At 67.5% G+C, this 24,841-nt stretch carries 20 protein-coding genes; 12 read left to right on the forward strand and 8 right to left on the reverse strand.

The genetic code is table 11. The features are described 5' to 3' along the window. Positions 1–912 precede the first annotated feature (912 nt). Complete coding sequence (locus tag BFF94_RS05835; RefSeq protein ID WP_162285587.1) at positions 913–2,304, forward strand: sigma-54 dependent transcriptional regulator; 1,392 nt, start codon at positions 913–915, stop codon at positions 2,302–2,304. Between the two features lie 46 nt (positions 2,305–2,350). Here BFF94_RS05835 and BFF94_RS05840 read toward each other — a convergent pair whose 3' ends face one another. From BFF94_RS05840 to BFF94_RS05865, 6 genes are all read right to left on the reverse strand, one after another. Continuing rightward, on the reverse strand, positions 2,351–4,834 hold the full coding sequence (locus BFF94_RS05840) for a glycoside hydrolase family 2 protein (RefSeq protein WP_219139081.1): 2,484 nt from the start codon (positions 4,832–4,834) through the stop codon (positions 2,351–2,353). Further along, a complete protein-coding gene (locus BFF94_RS05845) occupies positions 4,831–5,886 on the reverse strand; it encodes a DUF1839 family protein (RefSeq protein WP_128843353.1) in 1,056 nt (351 codons plus the stop codon). Before BFF94_RS05845 ends, BFF94_RS05840 begins: the two co-directional genes overlap by 4 nt. Continuing rightward, positions 5,883–6,875, reverse strand: coding sequence for an amino acid--[acyl-carrier-protein] ligase (locus BFF94_RS05850; RefSeq protein ID WP_128843354.1), 993 nt, complete (start codon positions 6,873–6,875; stop codon positions 5,883–5,885). The genes BFF94_RS05845 and BFF94_RS05850 overlap by 4 nt, the downstream gene beginning before the upstream one ends. Continuing rightward, positions 6,872–8,068 (reverse strand): acyl-CoA dehydrogenase family protein, encoded by a 1,197-nt coding sequence (locus BFF94_RS05855; protein ID WP_219139082.1) that lies wholly within the window; start codon positions 8,066–8,068, stop codon positions 6,872–6,874. The genes BFF94_RS05850 and BFF94_RS05855 overlap by 4 nt, the downstream gene beginning before the upstream one ends. After that, on the reverse strand, positions 8,065–8,316 hold the full coding sequence (locus tag BFF94_RS05860; protein ID WP_128843355.1) for an acyl carrier protein: 252 nt from the start codon (positions 8,314–8,316) through the stop codon (positions 8,065–8,067). The genes BFF94_RS05855 and BFF94_RS05860 overlap by 4 nt, the downstream gene beginning before the upstream one ends. A gap of 172 nt (positions 8,317–8,488) precedes the next feature. Next, positions 8,489–9,271, reverse strand: a complete 783-nt coding sequence (locus BFF94_RS05865) for a Crp/Fnr family transcriptional regulator (protein ID WP_201260391.1) — start codon at positions 9,269–9,271, stop codon at positions 8,489–8,491. A gap of 921 nt (positions 9,272–10,192) precedes the next feature. Here BFF94_RS05865 and BFF94_RS05870 point away from each other — a divergent pair. The 4 genes from BFF94_RS05870 to polX all read left to right on the forward strand — a co-directional run bounded on the left by BFF94_RS05870 (position 10,193) and on the right by polX (position 15,034). Next, complete coding sequence (locus BFF94_RS05870; RefSeq protein ID WP_128843356.1) at positions 10,193–10,975, forward strand: Crp/Fnr family transcriptional regulator; 783 nt, start codon at positions 10,193–10,195, stop codon at positions 10,973–10,975. Positions 10,976–10,986: 11 nt separating this feature from the next. Next, a complete protein-coding gene (locus BFF94_RS05875) occupies positions 10,987–12,387 on the forward strand; it encodes an undecaprenyl-phosphate glucose phosphotransferase (protein ID WP_128843357.1) in 1,401 nt (466 codons plus the stop codon). 366 nt (positions 12,388–12,753) lie between these two features. After that, entirely contained in the window at positions 12,754–13,146 is a 393-nt protein-coding gene (locus BFF94_RS05880; protein WP_128843358.1) for a TraR/DksA family transcriptional regulator, read from the forward strand. Between the two features lie 121 nt (positions 13,147–13,267). Then, positions 13,268–15,034, forward strand: a complete 1,767-nt coding sequence (polX, locus tag BFF94_RS05885; RefSeq protein WP_128843359.1) for a DNA polymerase/3'-5' exonuclease PolX — start codon at positions 13,268–13,270, stop codon at positions 15,032–15,034. 71 nt (positions 15,035–15,105) lie between these two features. On the opposite strand, the gene ald is transcribed toward polX, so the two are convergent. Next, positions 15,106–16,221 (reverse strand): alanine dehydrogenase, encoded by a 1,116-nt coding sequence (gene ald / locus BFF94_RS05890; RefSeq protein ID WP_219139083.1) that lies wholly within the window; start codon positions 16,219–16,221, stop codon positions 15,106–15,108. 319 nt (positions 16,222–16,540) lie between these two features. On the opposite strand from ald, the gene BFF94_RS05895 reads away from it, so the two are divergent. Then, positions 16,541–16,957, forward strand: coding sequence for a DUF3995 domain-containing protein (locus tag BFF94_RS05895; protein ID WP_219139084.1), 417 nt, complete (start codon positions 16,541–16,543; stop codon positions 16,955–16,957). A 9-nt stretch (positions 16,958–16,966) separates the two neighbouring features. On the opposite strand, the gene BFF94_RS05900 is transcribed toward BFF94_RS05895, so the two are convergent. Continuing rightward, positions 16,967–17,551, reverse strand: a complete 585-nt coding sequence (locus tag BFF94_RS05900) for an RNA 2'-phosphotransferase (RefSeq protein WP_128842422.1) — start codon at positions 17,549–17,551, stop codon at positions 16,967–16,969. Between the two features lie 366 nt (positions 17,552–17,917). Here BFF94_RS05900 and BFF94_RS05905 point away from each other — a divergent pair, with 366 nt between their 5' ends. The 6 genes from BFF94_RS05905 to BFF94_RS05930 all read left to right on the forward strand — a co-directional run bounded on the left by BFF94_RS05905 (position 17,918) and on the right by BFF94_RS05930 (position 24,838). Further along, entirely contained in the window at positions 17,918–18,181 is a 264-nt protein-coding gene (locus tag BFF94_RS05905; RefSeq protein WP_219139085.1) for a hypothetical protein, read from the forward strand. After that, the gene (locus BFF94_RS05910) at positions 18,165–18,905 is read left to right on the forward strand and encodes a gluconate 2-dehydrogenase subunit 3 family protein (RefSeq protein WP_128842421.1); all 741 of its coding nucleotides are present in this window, start codon (positions 18,165–18,167) and stop codon (positions 18,903–18,905) included. Before BFF94_RS05905 ends, BFF94_RS05910 begins: the two co-directional genes overlap by 17 nt. Beyond that, positions 18,905–20,683: a GMC family oxidoreductase gene (locus BFF94_RS05915; RefSeq protein ID WP_128842420.1), complete on the forward strand. Its 1,779-nt coding sequence runs from the start codon at positions 18,905–18,907 to the stop codon at positions 20,681–20,683. The genes BFF94_RS05910 and BFF94_RS05915 overlap by 1 nt, the downstream gene beginning before the upstream one ends. Continuing rightward, complete coding sequence (locus BFF94_RS05920) at positions 20,680–22,101, forward strand: cytochrome c (protein ID WP_219139086.1); 1,422 nt, start codon at positions 20,680–20,682, stop codon at positions 22,099–22,101. The genes BFF94_RS05915 and BFF94_RS05920 overlap by 4 nt, the downstream gene beginning before the upstream one ends. Positions 22,102–22,309: 208 nt before the next feature. Next, positions 22,310–24,028: a cation:proton antiporter domain-containing protein gene (locus tag BFF94_RS05925; protein WP_219139087.1), complete on the forward strand. Its 1,719-nt coding sequence runs from the start codon at positions 22,310–22,312 to the stop codon at positions 24,026–24,028. Positions 24,029–24,283: 255 nt separating this feature from the next. Next, positions 24,284–24,838, forward strand: a complete 555-nt coding sequence (locus tag BFF94_RS05930; protein ID WP_128842418.1) for a PAAR domain-containing protein — start codon at positions 24,284–24,286, stop codon at positions 24,836–24,838. The last annotated feature ends 3 nt before the right edge of the window (positions 24,839–24,841 follow it).

Below are 24,841 nucleotides of genomic sequence, written 5' to 3' on the forward strand. Positions count from 1 at the left end.
CATGCGCTACCGCGGCGATCGGTCGTTGTTTCCGCATGCGTGCCGACGGCACACCGGGCACAATCGCGACGTGCTCGCGCGCCTTGTGTCGGACGGCGCATGCCGCGCCGCGGGAGTCGAGTGTCGGCACGAGCAATTTCATGCTTCGCCGCGGCGATTCGCCGGAGAATGGCCTGCACGAGCGGCACGCGTGTCGCGGTGCGTCGGCACTGCGAACGCGATGCACGACGTGGTGCGGTTAATTACGGCATGTAACGGACGAGCGGGCCGCGCGTCGTTACGACACGATGCGGCCGCTCGTCGGTGCGCGCGATTATGCGATGCGCGGAGCGCGGTGCCGGTCTTTTTCGGGTATTTCGGCGGAAATCGCGGGCAATCGGAGGCACCCGTCTTGCGGAAAAGTAATATTTGCCACTGATTGACGGGAATGGTCGTAGATAATCAAATCTCGGTGGTCAAAGGCACGTGGTGCGGTGCGGCCGGTGGCGTAACCGGCTGATTCAGGTTTAGCTTTTGGTAACAAGACCATCTCGAAACGGGGTGTAGATTCAGGAACGGATGAAATGCGGCGGTCATTCCGGGAGCGGGTTGGCGGCCATCCGGTTCAGCATCGGGCGCAACTGTCGTGTACGACATGACGCACATGTGGACGGCATCCTGTCTGCCGACGCGCCCCGCCTTGACGGCGGGTCGCATCAAAGCCGGAACGTCGTGGCTCCCGCAGCCCCGCGTTCCGTTCGAGTTCGATGACAACGAGGCCGGATGACATCCGGCTCGACCTCCGGGGCTCTCGCCGTGTGCAGTTTCGATCTTCGCCAAGGCTGCGGAAACGCAGCGCGGACAGGCGGCCATGCGCCGCCGGCCGCAGCGCACGCGAACGGTTCGCGGAGTGGAGAAAGTGATGGTTCGGTTATGAATATGCCAATAACGCGCGATAAGAGCGCCGGCAGGGAGAGCGGTAACGGGCAGCGTCCGCTGATTTACTGGACGCAGTCGCCGTCCGTCATGCTGCGAAAGGAACTGTCGCGACGCGACTGGAAGGTATCGATCGTCGCGCATGCGAACGAACTGCGCGACACGTCCGGCGAAATCACCTGCGGCATCCTCGACCTGAGCGGCGGCCACGCCGATGCGATCGGCAGCATCGCGTCGACCTGCGCGTCGATGCGCGACGTCGTCTGGGTCGCGCTCGTCGACGCGGGCCAGACCGCTTCGCCGAACGTGCGCGCGCTGCTTCGCGACTATTGCTTCGACTATGTCACGTTGCCCGCGTCGCACCAGCGGATTGCCGATACGGTCGGCCATGCATACGGCATGGAATGCCTGTTCGCGCGCGACCGCGAACAACTCGAAACGGACGAGAAAGGCATCGTCGGCACCTGCAGCGCGATGCTGCGGTTGTTCGATACGGTGCGTCGCTTCGCGCGCACCGACGCGCCGGTGTTCGTGTTCGGCGAAACGGGAACCGGCAAGGAATTGACGGCCGTCGCGATCCATCGTCATTCGGAGCGGCGCAACGGCCCGTTCGTCGCGGTCAACTGCGGCGCGATTCCGCCGCACCTGCTGCAATCGGAGCTGTTCGGCTATGAGCGCGGTGCGTTTACCGGCGCGAACGCGCGCAAGATCGGCTATGTCGAGGCGGCGAACGGCGGCACGCTGCTGCTCGACGAGATCGGCGACTTGCCGCACGAGAGCCAGGCGAGCCTGCTGCGGTTTCTGCAGGAGCGCTCGATTCATCGCCTCGGCGGCAGCGATCCGGTGCCGGTCGATGTCCGGATCGTGTCGGCGACGCACGTCGACCTGCGCGACGCGATGGCGGAAGGGCGCTTTCGCGCGGACCTGTTCCATCGTCTGTGCGTGATGCGCATCGACCAGCCGCCGCTGCGCGCGCGCGGCAAGGACATCGAACTGCTCGCGCACCACATGCTCGAACGCTTCCGCGGCGACGCGCGTCACCGCGTGCGCGGCTTCTCGACGGATGCGATCACGGCACTCTACAAGCACGACTGGCCGGGCAATGTCCGCGAGCTGATCAACCGCGTGCGTCGCGCGGTCGTGATGACGGAAGGGCGCCTGATCACCGCGCGAGATCTCGAACTCGAATACTGTCTCGATGCGGCGTCACCGTCGGTGGCCGACATCCGCAAGTCGATCGAGCGCGAGGCGATCGAAACCGCATTGCTGCGCACACGTGGGCGCATCGCGGCTTCGGCACGCGAGCTTGGCGTGTCGCGCGCGACGCTGTATCGCTGGATGGAGGCGTACGGGATCGAGCGGCCGCGCGGCACGGGCTCGTCCGACTGAGATTCGACCAGGGCGTTCGCGGCTTGCGGCAGCCGCGAGCGTCGCTTTAACCGGCGTGCGTTGCGCGCACCGCGCGCGCGGCGTTCACCGCCCGGATTTCCACGGTGGGCGGTGCATCGGCGGCGGGCGCAGGCTTCCCGACCATTTCGAGCGGAACGAGCGCGACGCGCGCCGGCGTGCCCGGCGCGAGATGGAACCAGTCGTCGCGCGGCACGAAGCCCGGCGCGTCGATCTGCACGTGGCGCGCGACGTGTCGCGTGTCGATGTCGACGTGCCAGGTGTCGCCGGTGCGCGACACGCACGCCTCGATCCCGAGTTCGCGGCGCGCCAGCACGGCCGGATGCGTGCGGGACGGGAAATGGAACGCCTGCGACAGCAGCGTGCCGTCGTCGGCGCGCAGCGTCGCGACGACGGTGTCGTGTTCGCAGGGCCCGAAGCGGTACGCATAGGTCCAGTCGAAGAACCGGCCGAGCAGCTCGGCCGATCCGATCCGCACCGTGTCGTGCGCGGCGATCCGCACCGGGCAGCCGGCCCGCGCGACCGGCGTACGGCCGTCGCGCAGCGCGACCAGCTCGACCGCCGCCGACAGCGGCGCGGGCCGCTCGTTGACGACGTGCACGTCGAGCCCGTTCAAGCCTTCGTCGACGAGCAGCACCTGCACGGGCTGCAGGACCTGGCGCAGCGCATGCCACGCCGACTTCGGCCGGTGCGCGGCGTCGATCACACCCCATCCGGCCCCCGGCATCACGTCCTGGAACTGCCACACGAGCGCGCCGGCGCAGCGCGAGCCGGTGCGACGCCATTCGGAAAACGTCTCGCGCATCAGGTCCGCGATCACCGCGCGCGACAGCTCGAAGTAGCGAACCGGATCCTCGCGCCGCAGCCGGTCGGGCGCGACGTCGTACAGCGTCTGCAGATAGTGGTCGCGAATATCCTCGAAATCCCACGACGTGCCGGGGTCGCGCGGCACGGCCGCCTTCCAGCGCGGCTCGTGCACGCCGGGCCAGCCGAGCTCGGCGAGCGCCGCGTCGCACGGCACGTTGGCGAACGCGAGACATTCGCTCGCGAAGCGCACGTCCGCGCGGCGCGCGTCGTCGAGCGGGCGCAGGTACGCGCCGACGCCGTAGTAGTGCGACACGCGTTCGCGCGGTGCGAACGGCAGCACGCCGCCGTCGGGCGAATCGGGCACGTACGGGACGTCGGGCCGGCGCGCGGCCGCATGGCCGGCCAGCCGGTCGGCGGTCAGCTCGACGAAGCGCTGCTTCGGCCCGAGGCCCGACATCGCGGCCTGTTGCGCGATCTCGCTGCCGCCGCACAGCACCGCGAGCGACGGCGACGCGCCGTGGCGCGAGAGGAACTGTGCGGCTTCGCGATCGACGTTGTCCGCGAACGCGGGATCGTCGAGCGCATGGTCGAAGTTCGCGAACATGAAATCCTGCCAGACCAGCAGGCCGAGCCGGTCGCACCACGCGTGGAAGGCGTCGGCCTCGTAGGTCATCGTGCCGCCGACGCGGATCATGTTGAAGCCGGCGTCGCGCGCGAGCCCGAGCAGGTGGCCGTAGGCCGCGTCGTCCGCGTGCAGCGCGAGCGGCGCGGCGCTGCTCCAGCACGCGCCGCGCGCGAACACGGGCACGCCGTTGATGCGCAGCCCGAAGCCCTTGCCGTCGGCGCCGGCGTCGACCTCGATCGTGCGGAAGCCCGTCGAGCCGAGCGGCCGCCGTTCGTCGCCGATATGCAGCGCAATGTCGTAGAGTGCCGGCTCGCCGTGCGTATGCGGCCACCAGCGGCGCACGTTCGGCACCGCGACGCGCGTGCGCAGCCGGTCGGCGCCGGCGCGTTCGAGCGTCGCATGGTGTTCGCCGCACGACAGCCGCGCCGCGAGCGTGTCGGGCAGCGGCGCGGCGAACGCCAGTTCCGCGTCGAGCCAGCCCGTGTCGCCTTCGACGCACGCACGCAGGTCGCAATCGACGAGAACGGGCCCGTCGGCCGGATCGAGCACGTCGACGGGCCGCCACGGGCCGGTCGGCACGTACGGCGGGAACCAGCCGGGCATGTGCCCGAACAGCGACGTGCGGATCGTGCGCAGCGCCGCCGGCTCCGCGAGCCGCGTGCGCCAGCGCGCGCGACGCGGCGCGCGCGCGTCGCGCAGGTGCGGGGCGAGCGCGCGGAAGCAGAGGGTCAGCCGGTGCGTGCCGTCGAGCGACACGGACACGTCATGCGCGACGAACATGCTGTCGGAGTGGAGGATCGGCGTGTCGTCGAGCCATGCTTGCGCGAGCGTCGCAAGGCCGTGAAAGCGCAGCACGCGCGGCCCGTATCCGCGCAGCTCGATCCGGTACCAGTGGTCGCGCTCGTCGAGCGATTCTGCTTCGTCGAGCCGGCCGGCCAGCGCGAGCGCCTGCGCGACCGTGCCGGGCACGGGCGCCGCGATCCAGCCGGCGCCGGCGGCCGGGAGGTCGCGCGGTTCCCGCGCGGCGCCCTCGGCCGTCGCCAGCATCGACCACGCGGGCAGGGCTTGCGTGCGTGTCACCGCATGACCGGTACGGGCGCCGCGGCGCTGCGCACGGGCGTCATGTGCCGCAGCGGCAAGCCGATCTGCCGCGCGCAGGCGACCACATCCGCGTACGCGGCCTCGATCGCTTCGAGCGTCGAGTCGCCGCGTTCTTCCTTGCCGCGCGCGCAGGCGCGCGCGAGCCTGAATTCCAGCACCATCGCTTCGGACGCGATGCGGTCGCACGCGGCGCGGATCTCGGCGAACGGCCCGACGCAGCCGCTGGCCTGCAGCCAGCGCGCGTAATGGCCGAACAGTTCGAAGTTCGCACCGAGCTGCCGCACCGAATTGAACGAGTACGCATGGAAGTGCTCGAGCGGCGCATCCGCGAGCGTCCGCGCGTCGGTCTGCAACTGCCGCCGGAATGCGGCGATCGGATCGACGACCGGCAGGCGCCGCAGGTGGCGCTGCAGCGCGGCGAGCGACGCTTCGCAGAGCACGCGCTCGTCGAGCGGCGCAAACCGCCGCTTCGCGCACTCGACGTAGGGCGGCAGCGTCATCGGCGAGCTGCCGCCGACGAGCCCGTTGTAGTCGAAATCCTCGGCCACGTAGTAGCCGCTGTTGTGGAAATAGCCGATCTGGTGCTTCGCGCGGTCGATCGCGTCGATGCCGATCGTCGTCTTCGTGTGCTGTGTGCGGTAGCTGCTGCCGCGCGTGTCGGGCAGGAACCACGCGTCGACCTCGACGATCATCAGGTGGCCGCGCGCGACCTGCGTCTCGATGTGCTGGTCGAGCGGCTCGTAGATCGAGTGCTCCTGCACGACGATCCCGTAAAGCCGTTCCAGTTCGTCGTGCGGAAACTTGAAGAACGTGAACTGGTCGCCCTCGAAATCGAGCGCGATCGTAAACGGCAGCGCCGCGTATGGATTGAAGCCCCACCACCGGAGCACCTCGAGCCACATGTCGACGTAGCAGTTGGTCTGTTTCCAGACCATCTCCTGGCTGTGCAGCGGATGCGGCCGATAGTGGCGCGCGCGGTGGCGCACGTCTTCGAACGACGTGTGTTCGCCGTCGCGGGACACGAATCTCATGGCGTGCCCCACAGCACGTCGCGCACTTCTCGCGGCCATGCGTCGAGGTCGAAGCCGTGGTGACGGAACAGTGCGAGCGTGAGCCGTTCGAGGCCGAAACCGACGCAGCCCGTGTGCGCGACGCTGCCCGTCGCGGTGCGGATGTCCCACAGCAACCCGAAATGGTCCATGTGGTAGTTGAAGCTCAGGCACGCGGTCTGGCGGTCGTCGTGTTCGATCGGGATCAGCAGCTCGAACTTCAGGTTCTGCTCGCGCTGGCTGTTCGCGACGATCTTGCCGCCGCGTCCGAAGAACGGGTCGTTCGCGAGATCGATCGCGTTGGGCAGGCGCAGCGCCTCGATCATCCGCGTGCCGCGTTCGATCCACGTCTCGCGGAACGCAACGATCTGCTCGGGCGTGCCGATCCGCACATACTCGCGCATCCGGAACAGCTGCATGCGGGTCGGGTCGAGCGACGGTTCGTGGCGGAAGCAGTACGAGAACACGTCGACGGTCCGGCCGTCGGCGGGCAGCGCGCCCGCGCGCGCGACGACGGGATAGACGGGGTAGCACGCGGCCGGCGTCATCACCACGTAGGTCGGTTTCTGGTTTTCCGTCCAGTCGTCGCCGCGATCGAGGCACTGCAGCACGCGCTGGTGCTGGTGTTCGTCGCCGCAGAACGCATGCACGCTGCCCGCGAGCTGCGGAAAGCTCTTCATGTATTCGCTGCGCTCGAATTCGAGGCGGCTCATCGCCGGCGGGAAGCGCAGCAATTCGGCCTGCTGGTCGGCGCCGATACGCGTGACGAACGCGTCGAGCGCTTCCACGACGCGCTCGAACCGTTCGCTGCGGCCGAACAGGCCCTGGATGCCGGTCGAGACCAGCAGGCCCGCGTCGATCAGCGCGTCGCGCAGCGGGTTGACGCCCGCGCGGTCGAGCGGTGCGTCGGCGGGAGTGGAGTTGGCGGAGTTGGCGGAGTTGGCGGAGGGCGCGGCGAGGCGATCGTTCACGTGTGTTTCTCCAGCGTCGCGGGACGCAGCGCGAGCAGCAGGCTCGCAGTGTTGGCGGCAATGCGGTCGTTGCTGATCATCAGCGGCGCCGCGTGCAGGTCGCGAATGTGTCGGCCGATGCTGAACGGCGTGCCTTGCTTGTAGCCGGCCATCCCGCAGATCATCATGGCCTGGTGCGCGACTTCCAGCGCGGTCGTCGATACATAGGTCTTCAGCGTGTTGATCTCGGCGGCCCAGGCCATGCCGGCCGACCACGAGCGGGCCGACGCATTCGCGTAGAGGCGCAGCACGCCGTCGACGCGGGACTGCATCGCCTGCATCAGCGCGAGCGATTCGGCGATGCGCCGCGATGCGGGCGACGGCGCTCCGTCGGTCTGGCGTGCCTGCGCGCGGAAGAACTGGTGCGCGCGATGGAACGCGTCGCCGGCCACGCCGATCCATACCGCGGCCCACAGGATGTGCGAGACCGGCACCATCGTTTCCTCGGCGATCGTCGCGAACGGCACGGGCAGGCACTGGACGGCGGCGCCCTGTGCGTCGAGCTCGAAACCATTGCTGCACGTGCCGCGCATCCCGAGCGTGTCCCATTCGCCGCGGCGCGTGAGCGTATAGCCGTCGCGCAGCAGCGTGACGAGCACCTGCTCGGAAGCCGGCGCGTCCGCGTCGCGTCGCGCGGTCGCGAGGATGCCGTCCGCATAGTCGCCGTACGAGATCGTCGGCGCGGATTTGCGCAGCCGGAATTCGCCGCCGTCGGTTTCGAGCGCGCACTGGCTCGCGCGCAGGTTGCCGCCGACGCCGTCTTCCGACGTGGCCGACGCGAGCAGCCACTGGTGGCGCACGAGCTGCTGCAGGAACAGCTTGTGCCAGCCCTGGTCGATCGCGTGGTTGACGATGCAGGCCATCTGGATCTGGTGCATCGCGAACACCATCGCCGACGATGCGCAAGCCTGGCCGAGGATCGAGCAGGCCGACGCGACGTCTTCCAGCGACGCGCCGGCGCCGCCCAGATGGGGCGGCACCATCGCGCCCAGCAGCCGGCGTGCGCGCATCGCCTCGATCGCCTCGACGGGGCAGCGCGCGTCGCGATCGACCGCGTCCGCGTGCTGCGCGGCGATCTGGGCGACGGCATGCGCGGCCTCGTCGAGCCGATGCGATTCGCTGTCGGCCGCGAGTTCGGGAAGCAGCGCGCTCATGCGGAATGCTCGGTGCGTTGAAGCGTGGCGATCGTGTTCGCGAGCGCGTCGACGCTGCGGAACAGGTTGCGGTTCAGCATCTCGTCGGGAATCTCGATGTTGAACTGCTTCTCGATCGCGAGCATCAGCTGGATCGTGTCGAGTGAGGAGAGGCCCGCTTCGTAGAGGTCGTCCCCGTCGCCGATCGAATCGATCGCGGCTTCGAGATGGGCGACGTGCTTCAGGATGGTTCTGATTTCGTTTTTCACGTGCTGCTCCGGCGTGCGTGGTGTCGTCCGCTCGGGCGGACGCGCGATATGCGCTGACGTCCCCCCGGCAGTCCGGCATCAGTAGACCATTGGCAGACACGGCGTTCTGTTCGCCACCCTACAAACGGCTGACCCCGGGCGCCGACGCGCCGCGCCGAACGGGGCAATCCGGTCAGGCGCGCGATGCGGCCGGCACGCCCGAGTCGGCCGACAGGATGCGCTTCATCTCGTCGCGCACGATCGCGCGGCAGCCGCACGACATTTTTTCGAGGCCGTCGAGGTCGGCCAGCTCGATCGAGCTTCGGTATTGCCGGATCAGGCCGAGCTTCTGGATTTCGCCGGCGGCATCGGTGACCGTTTCTCGCCGCACGCCGAGCATCTGCGCCAGCATGCTGTGCGTCACCTGGATCTCGATGCTGCGCGTCCGGTCGTACGCGAGCAGGAACCATCTGCATAACTGATGTTTGAGAACATGATGACGGCTGCAGAACGTGATCTGCGATACCTGCGCCATCAGCAGCCGCACGCAGACGAACACGAGATGGCGGATCACCGGCGACGCGTCGAACGCGGCGGCGAAGACGCGCCGGTCGAGCCGGTAGACGAAGCCGTCGCGGCAGGCGACCGCCCGGCAGGGCATCCAGCCGCTGCCGCCGATCACGTCGTCGCAGACCACGCTCTCGCTGCCGATTTCCGCGACTTCCAGCGTCATGCCGACGGACGACACGTACTGCAGCGAAATCGCCGTCGTGACGGGCAAGTAGACCGCGGCGAGCATCTCGCCGGGTTCGCAGAGCACTTGCCCCGATTTCAGATGGACGAGTTGAAGGTGGGGGACCAGCGTGGCGAGCTCGTCGCGGTCGATGGCCGCGAGAAACCGGTTGGCGTCGAAGCTGTGGGAAAGCTCGATCATGCCGTTCGCGTACGCGACGGCGTCAGGGGCCTGGTGAGTCACGGCACATCCTCGTAGGGTGGCGGTCACGCGTCGTCGCTGAGATATCCCGGAAAAAGGGAATTCGCACGATCGTGCGGACTTGTGTTCATCGAAAATTAAATGACGATGCTGACAAAAAGGCTAGCACGCAATTGAATTCAGGTAATTGCACGTTGCGTCATTTCACAAAGTTTGACGATTGGGACCGAGTTCAAACGTTATGCGGATTTGATGATTCATTTCGATGGACTTAATCATCCGGAAGTGGAATGAAACGCTGGCCAACCATTCAATGTCGATCGGGAATCAATCGCACAACACCGCGCATCGTACAGCGAAAGTGCCTGACGGACGTCGAACATTATTTTACAAATAAACGCTGCATGGACGATTTGCAAGTTAAATCAAAGGCTTATATGAGATATGTGCGATAGCAGACAGAGCCTGAAATTAGTGTGTCGATTCAAATTTGAGACAGTTTCAAACGAGCGTGTGAACCGTGAGGATGCCGTGAAGCGCTGTCCGGAACATCACGGAAACAATTGAAAATCGACTGTAAGTATATGAATGACAAGCCTCGCGGCCCGATGCGAATGGCTCTGTTCGGTGCGCGGGAATTGATCAGTCGAATGGCGCGCTGTGTCTGTCGCGAGGAAGAGTGTCCGAAAATGAGACGCTTTTTTTGTTTTGAGGCGGGTTATTCGGGCGATCTAAATCGGGCGTGATTCATATATTAAAGATAGGCATGTATTGGCACGTAAATCGCTTATTCGGGTTGGCGCGTCGAAACGGGACGGCCGACTCAATCCGGCGGCATATGCCGATGGTCAGTCGGATTCAGGGTTGTGGGCCGCAACCTTTGTCAACGTCCGGGCGCGCATCGCGATAACGAGTTCCGTGCACGCGGCTGCAGGCGGCGCGGACAATAAAAGGGATACAGATATGCTTCATCTTCACTCGAGCTACTCGGCGAATGCCATCCTCGATGCCCTCCCGGAGGACAGCATCCGCACCATCGCACCGCATCTCGAGCTGGTCAGGATCAAGGCCGGCATGCTCGACCGGGTCGGCGAGCCGATGCGCCACATGCATTTTCCGACGACGGCAATGATGTCGGTGCAGCACCTGATGGAGGACGGTGCGATGGTCGAGGTGGCGGTGGTCGGCCGCGAGGGGGTGGTCGGGCTTGCGACGCTGGTCGGTGGCGCCGCGGCGTCGAGCCGGGTCGAGGTCCGCATCGGCGGGATGGCCTATCGCGTGCCGAGTTGCGTGATGCGCGCCGAATTCGAGCGGTCGCCGGCGACCTACCGGCTGCTGCTCAACTACTGCCAGGCGGCGATGGCGCAGATCTCGCGCAGCGCGCTGTGCAACCGGCATCACTCGGTCAGCGAGCAGCTCTGCCGCTGGCTGCTGCTCGCGCACGACCGGATCGACGGCGACGAGCTGGCCGTCACGCAGCAGACGATCGCGAACATGCTCGGCGTGCGGCGCGAAGGCGTGACGGAAGCGGCCGGCAACCTGCAGGAAGCCGGGCTGATCCGGCAGCGCCGCGGCCGCATCACGGTGCTCGACCGCGACGGCCTTGAACATCACGCGTGCGAATGCTACGACCTGATTCGCGCCGACTATCGCAGGTTGCTCGGCACGCGCGGGAATGCCAGGCCGACGCCGGTTCGCGCCCGCCTGCCGGAGGGGCGTTGCGGATTCCCGGCACATGGTGCGTGACGATGCAGTCGATGTCCGGTGGAACGAATGCGATGCGGCGCGCCGCGATCGCGGCGGCCGACGTCGTGCTCGTGCTGGCAGGGGCGCTCGCGGCGCAGGCGGTGTCGGGCCTGGCGTGGCGCGAGCTGTCCGACGCGCAGCGCGGCGCGATCGCGCTGCTGTGCGTGCTGACCGTGGCGCTGTTGCCGCGCTACCTGCGTACCGTGCGCGGCCGTGTGGAGGGCGGGGCTCGCGTGCTGACGCGGACGATGGTGGCGGTCGTTTGCGCGGGCGTGCTGACGGTGGCCGGCACGATGTGGATCATGAACCGCGGTGGCACGGTCACGACACGCTGGATCGTACGCACGGTGCTGGCCGGCGATGCGGCGCTGCTGCTCGGCCGCGCCGTGCTGCTGGCGCTCGCGCTGACGCGCGACGACCCGCGTGCGCGGCAGCGCCGCGTCGCCGTGGTCGGCGCAACGGCGTACGGGCGCGTTGCGATCGAGCGGATGCAGCTCGAGCCGAATGGCCCTTTTGTGGCGGCGTGCGTATTCGATGACGATGCGCAGGCCGCCGCGGGCGGCATCGGCGGCATGCCGGTGATCGACGACTGGAATGCGTTGCGCGACATGATTCGCGGCGGCGAGATCGACGAGGTGTGGCTCACGCTGCCGATGTCGCACGAGTGGCGGATCCAGCGCATCGTGCGCGAGTTGCGCGACGAATTCGTCGAGCTGCGGCTGTTGCCCGACGTGCGGCAGATGGCGGTCATCGATCGCTCGGCGACCGACGTGCTCGGCATGCCAGCGATCAATCTCGCGACTACGCCGCGCTCCGCGCCGGAGCTGTGGGCGAAGTTCGCGTTCGACCGGCTGTTCGCCTTCGGCGTGCTGATTCCGTTGTTGCCGCTGCTGTCGCTGCTGGCGATCGCGGTCAAGCTGTCGTCGCCGGGGCCCGTGTTGTTCAGGCAGCGCCGCAAAGGCGTCGACGGCCGCGAGTTCGACATCCTGAAGTTCCGGACGATGCATGTGCATCGCGCGCAACCGGGCGTCGTGCGGCAGGCGTCGCGCAACGATTCGCGCATCACGCCCGTCGGTGCGTTCCTGCGGCGCACGTCGCTCGACGAGCTGCCGCAGTTCTTCAACGTGCTGTTCGGGCAGATGTCGGTCGTCGGCCCGCGCCCGCACGCGATCGAGCACGACGATTTCTATCGGCAACTGATCGACTGCTACATGTACCGCTACCGCGTGCGGCCGGGCATCACCGGATGGGCGCAGGTGAACGGCTATCGCGGCGAGACGCGCAAGGTCGAGGCAATGGAAGCGCGCGTGAAGTTCGATCTCTTCTACATGCAGAACTGGAGCTTCTGGTTCGACATGAAGATCATCGTGCTGACGATCGTGCGAGGGTTCATCGGGCGTAATGCTTTCTGAGGATGGCGAATCATTAGATGGGCGATGCGCCATGCCGGCAATCATGTCGCTGGCTGACGCCGGTTCCCGTGTGCCGAGGGAACGGCGCGGCAGCGCGGTGAATTGCTGCACTGCGGCTGCGCCGCCGTTACGATTTCGCGTCCGTCCCCAGTTTCCGCGAGTGTGTCGCGAGCGTCTCCGGTACGCTGATTCCAGTCAACACACGCGTGTTCAATGGGTTTATCCTGCGTCGAATGCGTCCGGTGCTTCTTCGTGCATCGAGCGCACATCCGGGCGCGGCGGCGCCGGTCTTGCCTGCCCGCCGCGCACCGGCGTTTCACCGCGCGCCGCACTTTCCGCGCGGAACCCGGAACAGGAGAGACGGCCATGTCGCTCGACCAATTACAACGGCAGACGCTGAAACAGCGGCTGAACGAGAGCGAGCAGACGTTGCGTGCGGAGATCCGCACGAGCGAAGACCAGCGTGCGTCGGAATCCTATGCGGACCTTGCCGGCGCGGCGCCGGACGAGGGCGACGAGGCGAACGCGGATCTGTTCGTCGACGTCGATCATGCATTGATCGGCATGAAACTGACCGAACTGCGCGCGGTCGGCCGCGCACAGCAGCGGATGCGCGACGGCAGCTACGGCGAATGCATCGATTGCGATACGCCGGTCGGCTATGAGCGCCTGCTGGCGCGCCCGACCGCCGAACGCTGCACGCATTGCCAGTCGCTCTACGAGCGACGATACGGGACGCCGCCGCGGGCATCGCTCTGACGTCGCGGCCGGCGTACGATGACAAGCGGGCGCCCGGCGGCGTCGACATGCGGCGCCGGGCGGGCAGACGCCGTCGCGCACGCGCGCGGCGCCATCCACGTGGAAGGGAGCCACGCCGATCATGCCGATCCACAATGCCGGGTGCGCGGCCGTGTTCGCCGAGATCGCCGACATGCTCGAGATCCAGGGCGCCAATCCGTTCCGCGTGCGTGCCTATCGCAACGCCGCGCGCACGATCGCCGACTACGGGCGCGACATCCCGACGATGATCGCGAACGGCGACGATCTCGGGAAGATTCCGTCGATCGGGCCCGATCTCGCGGCGAAGCTGCGCGAGATCGCCGCGACCGGCACCTGCGAATTGCAGCAAACGCTGCGTCACGCGCTGCCGGGCGCGATCGTCGAGCTGCTCGACGTACCGGGGCTCGGCGCGAAACGCGTCAAGGCGCTGCATGACGCGCTGCACGTCGATTCGCTCGAACAGCTTCGCGCCGAAGCAAAGAACGGGCATGTGCGCGAGCTGCCGGGCTTCGGCGCGAAAACCGAAGCGCATCTGCTCGAAGCGATCGACGACCGCCTGCAGCGCGAACCGCAACGTTTCCTGTTGCCGGATGCCGCGCAATCGCTGACGCCGTTGCTCGAACGCCTGCACGCGGTCGCAGGCGTCGGCAAGGTCGTGCCGGCCGGCAGTTTCCGCCGCCGTCGCGAGACGGTCGGCGATCTCGACATCCTCGTCACCGCACGCGATCCGGTTGCCGTGGCCGAAGCATTCGTCGGCTACGGCGAGGTGGCGCGTGTGCTCGCGCATGGCAAGACGAAGTCGAGCGTCGTGCTCGTCAGCGGGCTGCAGGTCGACCTGCGCGTCGTCGATGCCGAAGCGTTCGGCGCGGCGCTCGTCTACTTCACGGGATCGAAGGCACACAACATCGCACTGCGCAGGATCGCGCAGGCCGGCGGACTGAAGATCAACGAATACGGCGTGTTTCGCGGCGACGAACGGATTGCCGGCGCGACCGAAGCGTCGGTCTACGCTGCCATCGGGTTGCACGACGTGCCGCCCGAACTGCGCGAGGATCGCGGCGAGATCGACGCATCGCGTGCCGGCACGCTGCCGGCGCTGGTCGAGCGCAAGCACGTCCGCGGCGACCTGCATGCACATACCGACGCATCGGCCGGCCGCGACAGCCTGCGCACGATGGCCGACGCGGCGCGCGCACGCGGGCTCGCCTACCTGGCCGTCACCGACCGGACGCCGCATGCCGGCGGCGGCCGCAACAGCTTCGAATGGCTTGCTCGGCAGCTCGACGAGATCGATCGCGTCAACGCGTCGTTCGATGATTTCGTGCTGCTCAAGGGCGTGGAGGCCGGCATTCGCGAGGACGGCAGCCTCGATGTGCCCGATGCGATGCTCGGCCGGCTCGACCTCGTGGTCGGCGCGGTGCGCGACGGCTTCGACCTGTCGCGCGACGCGCAGACCGAGCGCATGCTGCGCGCGATGGACCATCCGCATTTCACGATTCTCGCGCACCCGACCGGCCGCGTGCTCGGCGAGCGCGACGCATGCGAACTCGACGTGCCGCGCGTGCTCGGGCAGGCCGCGGCGCGCGGCTGCTTCGTCGAGCTCGATGCGCAGCCGCGGCGGCTCGACTTGGCGGACTTCTGGTGCCGCGAGGCCGCGAAGTCCGGCGTGCCGGTGGCGATCGGCTCGGACGCGTGCAGCGCGGACGAACTCGATAATCTTGCGTACGGCGTCGATCAGGCGCGACGGGGCTGGCTCACGCGGCCCGACGTGCTGAACACGCGCACGCTCGCGCAACTGCGGCCGTTGCTGGCGCGCACGATGGGCGCGGGCGGCGCGGCGAAGCGGGGCCGGTCGAAGGGCGCGTGAACGCGGCCGGTGGCGCGTGCCGCCGGCCGTGCGTCAATGCGTCATTGCGTCATTGCGTCATTGCGTCAGCGTCACGCCAGCACGCCGGCCGCCGGCACATAAGGCAGGCCGAGCGCCAGCGCCACCGCTTCGTACGTGATGTGCCCGTCGCACACGTTCAGGCCCGCGCGCAGATGCGGATCGTCGGCCATTGCCTGCTTCCAGCCCTTGTCGGCGAGCGCGAGCGCATGTCCGAGCGTCGCGTTGTTCAGCGCGAAGGTCGACGTGCGCGCGACTGCGCCGGGCATGTTCGCGACGCAGTAGTGCACGACGCCGTCGACGACAAAGGTCGGATCCGCGTGCGTCGTCGCATGCGATGTCTCGAAGCATCCGCCCTGGTCGATCGCGACGTCGACGACGACCGCACCCGTGCGCATCGTCGCGATCATGTCGCGCGTGACGAGCCGCGGCGCCGATGCGCCCGGCACGAGCACGGCGCCGATCACGACGTCGGCATCGCGCACGGCTTCGTCGATCGTATGCGCATTCGAGCAGATGGTCGTGATCCGGTTGGCGAAGACGAGGTCGAGCTGGCGCAGCCGGTTCACGTTGGTGTCGAGCACGGTGACGCGCGCGCCGAGGCCCACCGCCATCTGCAGCGCGCCGGTGCCCACCACGCCCGCGCCGAGCACGACGACATGCGCGGCCGGCACGCCCGGTACGCCGGCCATCAGCAGGCCGCGGCCGCCGCGCGGGCTTTCGAGGTGGGTCGCCGCGACCTGGATCGACATGCGCCCCGCGACCTCGCTCATCGGCGCGAGCAGCGGCAGGCCGCCGCCGGGGCCCGTCACGGTTTCGTATGCGACGCAGACGGCGCCGGACTTCACGAGCGCGGCCGCCTGCTCGGGATCGGGCGCGAGATGCAGGTACGTATAGAGAATCTGGCCGCGCCGCAGCATCGCGCATTCGGCCGGCTGCGGCTCCTTGACCTTGATGATCATGTCGGCGCGCACGAAGACTTCGTCGGCGCCGTCGCAGAGCGACGCACCCGCGGCGGTGTAGTCGTTGTCGAGCAGGCCGATCGCCGTGCCCGCGCCGCGCTGCACGAGCACGCGATGGCCGTGCCGCGTCAGTTCGCGCGCGCCGGCAGGCGTGAGGCCGACGCGGTACTCGTGGTTCTTGATCTCCTTCGGCACACCGATCAGCATGATTCGCCTCCATGGCCTTCGTTATCGTTGTCGTGCAGGTGCGCCGCGCGGCGAACGATACACGTGCGCCCGATCGTGCAAGGGCCGGCCGCAGTACTGGAATAACAGCGTAGTAGTGCGCGGTGGGAAGTCAAGCGGCCGGCCGGCGCGGCGGGGCATGCACACTGCATCGCAACATGCGCTGCCACGGGTTGCGACCGGACGTCGCAATGCATTCATTGCCGGGTTTCGGTATCGTCATGCGTGGCGCGGGCCGGGGCCGCGTGCCGGAGCCCTTCCGGCAGAACAACGAGACAAAGAGACGAGGACATCGACCGACATGACCGGTGCGTATTTCAGCGTGCCGACGCTTTGCGCGATCGCGCTCGTGCACGTCTACTGGGCGTTCGGCGGGCGGCTGGGCAAGCGTGCGGCCATTCCGGAACAGGACGGCGAGCCGCTGCTGCGGCCGACCGCCGTCGGCACGCTTGCCGTCGCGGCGGCGCTGCTGGGCGGCGCATGCGTGGTCGCCGCGCGTGCCGGCTGGCTGGGGCGGAACGCGTATCCCGGCACGATCGCGTTCGCGGTCGTTGCGCTCGCATTGATCTTCGCGGTGCGGGCCGTCGGCGATTTCCGCTACGTCGGCTTCTTCAAGCGGATTCGCGGGTCGCGTTTCGCGCGGATGGACACGCTGTATTACTCGCCGCTTTGCGCGGCGCTGGCGCTGTCCATCGCGTCGATGTTCTGGCCGTGGTGAGCGCGCGGTTCAGCGCGCAGGCGTGTCGATCGGCGTGAGGCATTCGGCCGGCACGGCGTCGGTCAGCCAGACGCCGTTCTCGGCGACGAAGAACGTGTGCCCCTGCCGGTGCATGCGCTGCGCATCGATCTCGAGAATCACGGGCACGCCGTAGCGCGTGCCGACGGCCAGCGCAGTCCGGATGTCCGGCGACAGGTGCACGTGATGACGGGCGCCGGGTTTCAGCCCTTGCGCGCGGATCGAATCCAGGAAGCGTGTCGCGGTGCCGTGATAGAGGCGCTCGGGCGGCTGTGCGGCCGGATACCGGCGTTGCACGACGGACGTCGAATGACCTTGTACCGCACGGATGCGGCGACCGTCGTCGGAGAGGGCGAAGCGCTGCTTGTCGCTGGTCGCGCAGACGGTCTCGATCGTCGCGCGATCGAGCCGGTGCCCGTGGCGTGCGGCGCCGGCGATCAGTTCGCCGATGTCGGCCCAGCCTTCCGGGTCCAGTTGCAGGCCGATGGCCTGAGGCTCGTGGCGCAGCAGGTAGCTGAGATATTTGCTGATACGGGTCGCGTCGGGCGCCAACGGTTCGTTTTTCCGTGTCGTCATGAGATGCGGAGGCTACCAGACCGCCGTGCAAACCGGCACCCGCCGTCCGGCCCCGCGTGGCTGGAAAGAGACAGCCGCCCGCCATGCGCACGGCAGAACAATCGTCTGCACGGCGCGCATCGGCCGGCAAATCAGCCATCCTTCTTGCGCATTCCGGCTTCCGGATTTTTCAATTGTTGCGATTTTCGATGCATTGAATTGCATTGAGCCTTCTAGCAATGGAACCGGTTCCAGTTATAATTCGCGGCACTCGTCGCCCGGCTCGAAAGAGGGTCGTGATCGTCGCGCTTGCCGTCGCCGAACGCGACGTCTAAGTTGAATCAGGGTCGTGGGCGATGACGGGCAGATGCAGGCTGATGTCAGCATTTGTCAGACGATAAGACCCGCGAAGAGGTCGATTCGCGCAGCGCCGCCGGAATCGGCGTGATGCGCGGCTGCATGAAGGCGCCGTCGCAGACCGTTGCAGATTGCGCGGCCGGCGGCCGCATCGAGGTTGTTCGCAACACCGAAAGAACAGGACGGCCAGCCGCGTGCGGCATGGCTGCCGTGCCGCACGCGGCGCATGTGGAATGCGCGCGTCCGGCCCCCGATCCCCAACGATCAACATCCGACCATGTCCACGCCACCTGACAAACCCAACTCGCGCCGTCGTTTCCTGCGCACGTCGGTCGCGCTCGTGCCGATCGCGTCGGTCGCCGGCTGCGACCTGCGCTCGTCGTCGCAGTCCGCGACGGCGGCCGGCAACGCACCCGCCGCATCGGCCAACGCCGAACGTGCTCCATACAAGCCGACTTTCTTCGATGCGAAGGAATGGGCGTTCGTCCAGGCTGCCGTCGACCGGCTGATTCCGGCCGACGCCGAAGGCCCCGGCGCGCTCGAATCGGGCGTGCCCGAATTCATCGACCGCCAGATGGAGACGCCGTATGCGCACGGCGCGACGTGGTACATGCAGGGGCCGTTCCAGCAGGGCGTGCCGGAGCTCGGCTACCAGCTGAAACTGGTACCGCGCGACATCTACCGGCTCGGCATCGCGGCGGTCAACCGTTATTGCGAGAAGGCCCACGGCAAGACGTTCGCGGATCTCGACGCGCCGACGCGTGACACCGTGCTCGGCGCGCTGGAGAAGGGCGGCGCACAGATCGACGACGTGCCGCCCGGCGTGTTCTTCGGCCAGTTGCTGCAGAACACGCGCGAAGGCTACTTCTGCGATCCGGTGCACGGCGGAAATCACGACATGGCCGCGTGGAAGATGATCGGCTTTCCGGGTGCGCGCGCGGACTTCATGGATTTCGTCAACCAGAGCGGCAAGCCCTATCCGTACGGCCCGGTCTCGATCAACGGGGAGCGCAGCTAATGGCCGCAGAGAAAAAGCCGCATGTCGATGCGGTGATCGTCGGCTTCGGCTGGACCGGCGCGATCCTCGCGAAGGAACTGACCGAAGCGGGCCTGAAGGTCGTCGCGCTCGAGCGCGGCGAGTATCGCGACACCTATCCGGACGGCGCGTATCCGAACACGATCGACGAGCTGACCTACAACGTCCGCAAGAAGTTGTTCCTGGACCTGTCGAAGACGACCGTATCGATCCGGCACGGCGTGCAGGACACCGCGCTGCCGTACCGGCAGCTCGCCGCGTTCCTGCCCGGCGAAGGGGTTGGCGGCGCGGGGCTGCACTGGTCGGGCGTGCATTTCCGGATCACGCCGGAAGAGCTGCGTCTGCGCAGCCACTATGAAGAGCGCTACGGCAAGAATTTCATTCCCGCAGGGATGACGATCCAGGACACGGGCGTCAGCTACGACGAGCTCGAGCCGCATTTCGATTTCGCCGAGAAGGTGTTCGGCACGTCGGGGCAGGCGTACAAGGTCGGCGGCAAGGTGGTCGGCGACGGCAACGTGTTCGAAGCGCACCGCAGCGACAACTTCCCGTTGCCCGCGCAGCTCAATACCTATTCGGCACAGCGCTTCTTCGATGCGGCGCAGTCGCTCGGCCTGCATCCGTACCGGCTGCCGTCGGCGAACACGTCGGGCCCGTACACGAACCCGTACGGCGTGCAGATGGGCCCGTGCAACTTCTGCGGCTACTGCAGCGGCTACGCGTGCTACATGTACTCGAAGGCGTCGCCGAACCTGAACATCCTGCCCGCGCTGAAGCAGGCGCCGAACTTCGAGCTGCGCTCGAAGTGCCACGTGCTGCGCGTCGACCTCGACGACACGAAGAAGCGCGCGACGGGCGTGACCTACGTCGACCCGGCCGGGCGTGAAGTGCACCAGCCGGCCGATCTGGTGATCGTGGCCGCGTTCCAGTATCACAACGTGCACCTGCTGCTGCTGTCGGGCATCGGCAAGCCGTACGACCCGATCTCGGGCGAAGGCGTCGTGGGCCGTAATTTCGCGTACCAGAACCTGTCGACGATCAAGGCGTTCTTCGACAAGGACACCTACACGAATCCGTTCATCGGCGCGGGCGGCAACGGCGTCGCGGTGGACGACTTCAACGCGGACAACTTCGATCACGGCCCGCTCGGCTTCGTCGGCGGCTCGCCGCTGTGGGTGAACCAGGCCGGCGTGAAGCCGATCAGCGGCATCGCGACGCCGCCGGGTACGCCGCAATGGGGCTCGGCGTGGAAGAAGGCGGTGAAGGACAACTACGCGCACACGATCTCGATGGACGCACACGGCACGAACATGTCGTACCGCGACGTCTATCTCGACCTCGATCCGACCTATCGCGATTCGTACGGCCAGCCGCTGCTGCGGATGACCTTCGACTGGAAGGACAACGACATCAAGATGGCGCAGTACGTGACCGGGCAGATGAAGAAGATCGCGGAAGCGATGGGGCCGAAGGCGATCGGCGTGTCGACGCGCGAGCTCGGCAAGCACTTCGATTCGCGCGCGTACCAGACGACCCACCTCGTCGGCGGCGCGATCATGGGCACCGACCCGAAGACGAGCGTGCTGAACCGCTACCTGCAGTGCTGGGACGTGCACAACGTGTTCGTGATGGGCGCGTCGGCGCTACCGCAGGGCATCGGCTACAACCCGACCGGGATCATCGCGGCGCTGGCCTACTGGTCGGCGCGCGCGATCCGCGAGCAATACCTGAAAAATCCCGCCCCGCTGGTGACCGTATGAAGAGGACGATGAACCACCTCGCCGCGCGCCGCATTTCCCCGTTGCGGCGCGCACTAGCGGCCGGTGCAGCCTGGGCCGCGTTCGGCTTTGCCGGCACGACGGCGTTCGCGCAGCCGGCAGCGCCCGCGGCGGCTTCCGGTGCGGCGGCCGCTCCCGCGGCCCAATCCGCCGACGCGAACCTGATCAAGCGCGGCGAATATCTTGCACGCGCAGGCGACTGCATCGCGTGCCACACCGCGAGCGGCGGCAAGCCGTTCGCGGGCGGCCTGAAGTTCGACACGCCGATCGGCGGCATCTATTCGACGAACATCACGCCGGACCCGAAAACGGGCCTGGGCGGCTGGACGGTCGACGACTTCACGCGCGCGGTGCGCGAGGGCGTGCGCAAGAACGGCGACACGATGTATCCGGCCATGCCGTTCCCGTCCTATGCACGCCTCACCGACGACGACATGAAGGCGCTGTACGCGTACTTCATGCACGGCGTCGCGCCCGTCGAGCATGAGAGCCGTGCGGTCGACATCGTGTGGCCGCTGTCGATGCGCTGGCCGCTCGGTATCTGGCGCAAGATGTTCGCGCCGTCGCCGAAGCCGTTCGACGCGGCGCCGTACACCGACCCGGTGGTCGCGCGCGGCGCGTATCTCGTGCAGGGTCTCGGTCACTGCGGCGCGTGTCACACGCCGCGCGCGCCGACGATGCAGGAGCGCGGGCTGACCGACGCGGACGGCCCGGACTTCCTGGCCGGCGGCGCGGCGATCGACGGCTGGGTGCCGACGAGCCTGCGCGGCGAGCCGCGCACGGGCCTCGGCACGTGGACGGACACCGAGATCGTGCAGTTCCTGAAGACGGGCCGCACGCTGCGCACGGCCGCGTTCGGCGGGATGACGGACGTGGTCGGCCACAGCATGCAGCACATGACCGACGACGACCTGAACGCGATCGCGCGCTACCTGAAGACGCTGCCGCCGCGCGTGCCGGGCGAGCAGCCGCACGTGTACGACGCGGCCGCCGCGAAGGCGCTGCAGACCGGCGACGCGAGCAAGCCGGGCGCGGCCGTCTATCGCGACAACTGCATGGCCTGCCATCGCAGCGACGGCCACGGCTACACGCGCGTGTTCCCGGCGCTCGCCGGCAACCCGGTCGTGCAGGGCGACGATCCGACGTCGCTGATCCACGTCGTGCTGGAAGGCAGTGCGCTGCAGGGCACGCGCACCGCGCCGTCGACCTTCACGATGCCGCCGTTCGGCTGGCGCCTGTCGGACCAGGAAGTCGCGGATGTGTCGAACTTCGTGCGCACGAGCTGGGGCAACACGGGCGCGCCGGTGACGGCCGCGCGGGTCGCGAAGCTGCGCAAGAACGTGCCGTCGACGCGGCCCGAACCGCCGCCGGGCGCGCGGTTCCCGCAAGCGTCGCGCTGACGGGGGAGGCGGGGTGCCAGCCCCGTCTGTCCGACCCGCTTCAAGGCGCCGGCGAGCCCGTGCGGCGCCTTCCATTAGGCCGGGGTTGCACCCCGCAAAGGCGCGCCACCGCGTGATTTTTTTGCGGCGGCGCGCCATTTTTCCGCCTCATCCCTTATCCTTCCATTCTTGAACCTTACTAAATAGTTACAAGAACTCGGGAGGGGGGATGCCTCATGACGTCAGCCTGATTGCGTTGCTCGCGGCCGGTTTCGGTCTCGCGATGGTCTTCGGCTATCTCGCGTCGCTGTTGAAAATGCCGCCGCTCGTCGGCTATTTGCTTGCCGGGATCGTGATCGGCCCCGGCACGCCCGGTTTCGTCGGCGACCTGTCGCTCGCGCAGCAGCTCGCCGAAGTCGGCGTGATGCTGCTGATGTTCGGCGTCGGCCTGCATTTCTCGCTCGGCGATCTGCTCGCGGTGCGCAAGATCGCGCTGCCGGGCGCGATCGTCCAGATTACGGTGGCCACGCTGCTCGGCGGCGGGCTCGCGCTCACGTGGGGCTGGAGCTACGGTGCGGCGCTCGTGTTCGGGCTCGCGCTGTCGGTCGCGAGCACGGTCGTACTGCTGCGCGCGCTCGAAGGGCGCGGGCTCGTCGAGACGGTCAACGGGCGCATCGCGGTCGGCTGGCTCGTCGTCGAGGATCTCGTGATGGTGCTCGTGCTGGTGCTGCTGCCGCCCGTCGCGGGGCTGCTCGGCGGCACGCCGCCCGGCGACGCGCATGCGGCCGGCGGCAGCGTGTGGGGCACGCTCGGCGTCACGATGCTGAAGGTCGCGGCGTTCATCGCGCTGATGCTGGTGGTCGGCAAGCGCGTGTTTCCGCGCATTTTGTGGCTCGTCGCGCGCACGGGCTCGCGCGAGCTGTTCACGCTGTGCATGATCGCGGCCGCGGTCGGCATCGCGTTCGGCGCGGCGAAGCTATTCGACGTGTCGTTCGCGCTCGGCGCGTTCTTCGCCGGGATGATGATGCGCGAGTCGGAGTTCAGCCGGCGCGCAGCCGACGAGACGATGCCGCTGCGCGACGCGTTCTCGGTGCTGTTCTTCATCTCGGTCGGGATGCTGTTCGACCCGAAGATCCTGCTCGCGGAGCCGCTGCACGTGATCGAGGTCGCGGCGATCGTGGTGGTCGGCAAGACACTCGCGGCGGTCGCGCTCGTGATCGCGTTCCGCTATCCGCTGAACACCGCGCTGACGGTCGGCGCGGGCCTCGCGCAGATCGGCGAATTCTCGTTCATCCTCGCGGGGCTCGGCCGCGCGCTCGGGCTTTTGTCGGCCGAGGGGCAGAGCCTGATTCTGGCGGTCGCGCTGATCTCGATCGCGATGAACACGCTGCTGTTCGCGATGATCGATCCGGCGCTCGCGTGGATCCGCAAGCATTCGGCGTTCGCGCGCAAGCTCGAGGCGCGCGACGATCCGCTCGCCGCGCTGCCGATGTCGACGCCGCAAACGCACCTGACCGGGCAGGTCGTGATCGTCGGCTACGGCAAGGTCGGCACGCGGATCGCGCACGCGCTCGACGAGCGCGGGATCGCCTATGTCGTCGTCGAGCAGAATCGCGAGCTCGTCGAGAAGCTGCGCGCGGAAGGCGTCGCGGCCGTGTCGGGCGACGCGATCGAGCCGATCGTGCTCGTGCAGGCGCATATCGCGCGCGCCGGGATGCTGGTCGTCACGCTGCCCGACGTGTTCGACGTGCGGCAGATCGTCGAGATCTCGCGCACGCTCAACCCGACGCTCGAGGTCGTGTTGTGCACGAACAGCGGCGACGAGGCCGCGCTGCTGTCGAGCGAGGGCATCGGCACCGTGTTCATGGGCGAGACCGAACTCGCGCGCGGGATGACCGAGCACGTGCTCGGCAGGATGGCGAGGCCGGTCGCGGCGGCTGCGCATTGATGCGGCGCGGCGGGCAGGGCGGCGGCTTCGAATTTTCTCAACCGGGCCGGATTTTAACGCCCGGAAGGCCACTTGGTCCGCACAACGCCGTCACGGGGTGAGATTGTCCGCATCCTACCGATGGCCTCGCCTACCCAAGGCGAGGCCTTGTGGCAATGCCGGCTGAAACCCTTCATCTCAAGTCCCTCGGGCAATATCAAGATATCCCCTTGCGCCGCGCGGCTAAGATCATGATTTTCTGCGAGGGCCAAACGGATGAATAGAAGAATTGCTGTTGTTGGCGATAGTCTTTCGAGTGGCGGGACAATTCAGCCATATAGTGGGCCACCGTTTCTTGTTCACGGCCATCAAGCGGCGCTGATTGGCGGTAACGCGTTCTGCGCCGCGTGTAAAAGCACCGGCATCATCGCAAAGGCGGGCGGTCCGTATCGGCTCAAGTTTCAGGGGGAAGTTGCACTCGACCAAGACATCGTGCTGTGTGGTTGCTCGACGCCCCCGCGCATCATGGCATCACTTGCCGGTGAAGCATGGTGCAGTGACGGGCTAAAGGGGCTCGGGGAAGTCGTTTCGAGCCGCACGACAACGGGTGGTGTCGCATCGATCAAGAAAGGCGCGTTCGATGAGTGCGTGAGGGCAACCGAGCATGCGACGGAAGGCATGCCGTACTACATCGAAACTTCGGATGGGCGCGTGCATTTCGGGCGTCTTGATGCGAGCGGCCAACTTCCTCGTGTCCACACCGGCGACAGCACCGACGATTACACCGTCTATTGGGGCGATGACGCGCTCGCGAAACAACACGGAGAATAATGC

Source organism: Burkholderia catarinensis (genome assembly GCF_001883705.2).
GTDB classification, from domain to species: Bacteria; Pseudomonadota; Gammaproteobacteria; order Burkholderiales; family Burkholderiaceae; genus Burkholderia; species Burkholderia catarinensis.